The 2238-nt window shown below is 67.7% G+C and carries 2 protein-coding genes; both read right to left on the bottom strand.

Annotated elements, in window-relative coordinates:
- Positions 1–1368, bottom strand: a 1368-nt coding sequence (locus AC3XYG_RS09280; protein ID WP_489139536.1) for a PQQ-binding-like beta-propeller repeat protein, incomplete at its 3' end; no start/stop codon positions are given.
- Between the two features lie 301 nt (positions 1369–1669).
- Positions 1670–2238: carbohydrate porin (locus AC3XYG_RS09285; protein ID WP_489139537.1), on the bottom strand; the 569-nt coding region annotated here is incomplete at its 5' end.

Consider the following 2238-nt stretch of genomic DNA (forward strand, 5'->3'; position numbering starts at 1 on the left):
CAGCGCCACCAGCGCGCTCGAATACCGCTCCGATTCCGGGGTGCGGTTGCCGCCCCAGATGTCGGGCGACTGCACGCCCATCGGCATGTAGGCCAGGCCCAGCTTCGGGTCGTAGGACGCGGTCATCCACGAATTGGGCGAATTGTTCGTGTAGGTGTGGGTCGCGGAGGCCAGCGCGTTCTCGTCCACCGCCCCGGCATCCCAGGCCCAGACCAGCTTTCCGGTGTGGATGTCGAAGCCGCGGATGACGCCCGAGGGCTCCTGCGTCGAGTAGTTGTCGATCACGGAGCCGGCGATGACGATGATCTTGTCGCTGACGTTCGGCGGCGAGGTCGGCTCGTAGAAGCCGGCCGTCTGCACGCCCATCCCCTCCTGCAGGTTCAGCGTGCCGTGGTCGCCGAAGCTCTGGCACAGCGCGCCGCTGTCGGCGTTGAGCGCGATCATGCGGCCGTCATTGACCGGCAGGAAGATGGTGCGCGGGCAATCGGCCGGCGCCGGCTTCCCCGTGGTGTCGACCGCCCCGGCCGCGGTCTCATGGTAGGAGACGCCGCGGCAGGTCAGGTGCTGGAAGGTCGGGTTGTTCTGCACCTTGGGGTCGTAGGACCAGCGCAGCGTGCCGGTCTTGGCGTCGAGGGCGAACAGGCGCTGGTGCTGGGAACAGAGATAGAGTGTGTCCCGCACCTTGATCGGCGTGACCTCGAAAGTGGTCTCCCCGGGATCGTTCGGCCCGGGCAGGTCGCCGGTGCGGAAGGTCCAGGCGACCTTGAGGTTCTTGGCATTCGCCGGGGTGATCTCGGCCAGCGGCGAATAGCGTTGACCGGATTCGGTCCGGCCATAGGCGCGCAAATCCTCATCCGGCTGACCGGCGGGCGGCTGCGGCGGCGGGGATGCGGCGGCGGCGATCGTGCCATGGACCTCGTGATAGGTGGAGAACAGGCCGACCGCCAGCACCACCACGCTCGCGACCACCCCGGCCCACAGCGGCAGGGTCATAATCATGCGCGATGGCCCGGCGGGATGGCTGAGCGGCCGCGTGATCCATGGCATCAGCAGCCACAGCCCCAGCACGAAGATGACATCGCCGCGGGCGGCGAGCGGCCACCAGTCGAAGCCGATCTCGGCGACCGCCCAGGCCAGCGTTCCGATCAGCACGGCGGCATAGACCCACAGGGCCCCCGGCCGCCCGGCCATCAGCAGCCCGCCCGTGACCAGGATGCCGACACCGGCGACGACGTAGTAGAGCGAGCCGCCGAGCAGGCCAAGCCAGACGCCGCCCGCCGCCAGCGCCAGGCCGATCAGGCCATAGACCAACCCTGATATCAGGAGGATCGGCCGCGATCTCGGCTGTGGTGTCGATGGAAGTGGCATGTCTGGATCCCCCGCTCAGCACGGTCAGTCGCCGGCCCATCGACGATGGCCCGAAAGCACTCCCAGAACGCAGCCCCCCGGCTTTTGTTGCCGCGATTGTCCACCGATCCTGCGGTGCGGTCGAGCGACAAACGCTCCGGCACCGACCGGAACCGCGTCAGAGATCGTTTGGAAACGGGTTGGCGTGAGTCGGCTGGTGGTGGATTCGAGAACCGGCGCGCAGCGGACGTTTGGGTCCGTGAGCACCGGAAGCCGAGAGGCCGCCATCAGACGGCCGCGCCGGCCCGTTTCCAGGCGGTCTCTAGAAATCGATGGAGGTCTTCAGGCCAAGCACCAGGACGTCATCGTTGTGGCTGGTGCCGCCGGGAAGGTGGATGTACTGGATGTTGGGCCGCGCCATCAGCCAGTCGGTCGCCTGCAGGCCGTAATAGAGCTCGAAGGCATATTCGGAATCCTGCACCGCCACGGGGCCGAGCCCGGCATTGTCCAGCAGCCGCTGGCCCTTGGCCACGCGGTCGTTGACATGGGTGCGCCCGAAGGCGAAGCCGATCTCGTCCGCCGGGCGGGCATCGAACGGCCCGGTGTAGATCAGGCCGAGCGCGATCTGGTTGTCGATCACCGAGGTCCGCTGGTCGGCGATGGTGGCGTTGAGGAACAGGCTCAGCCCCCGGCCAGGGTTGCTGGCATCGGGGCGCGTGACCTGCTGAAGGAAGTTGATATAGGCGCCGTAGCGCCCGTGCCGGTCCTCGAACGGCCGGCCGGTGAGCACCTCGGGATTGCCATCGTCATCCCGGAAGACGTCGTTCGCGGTCGAGGTGTCGTACCAGGCGCCGAATTTGTAGCTGCCGGGCAGCTGGGACGGACCGAAGG

This window comes from Inquilinus sp., assembly GCF_057815775.1.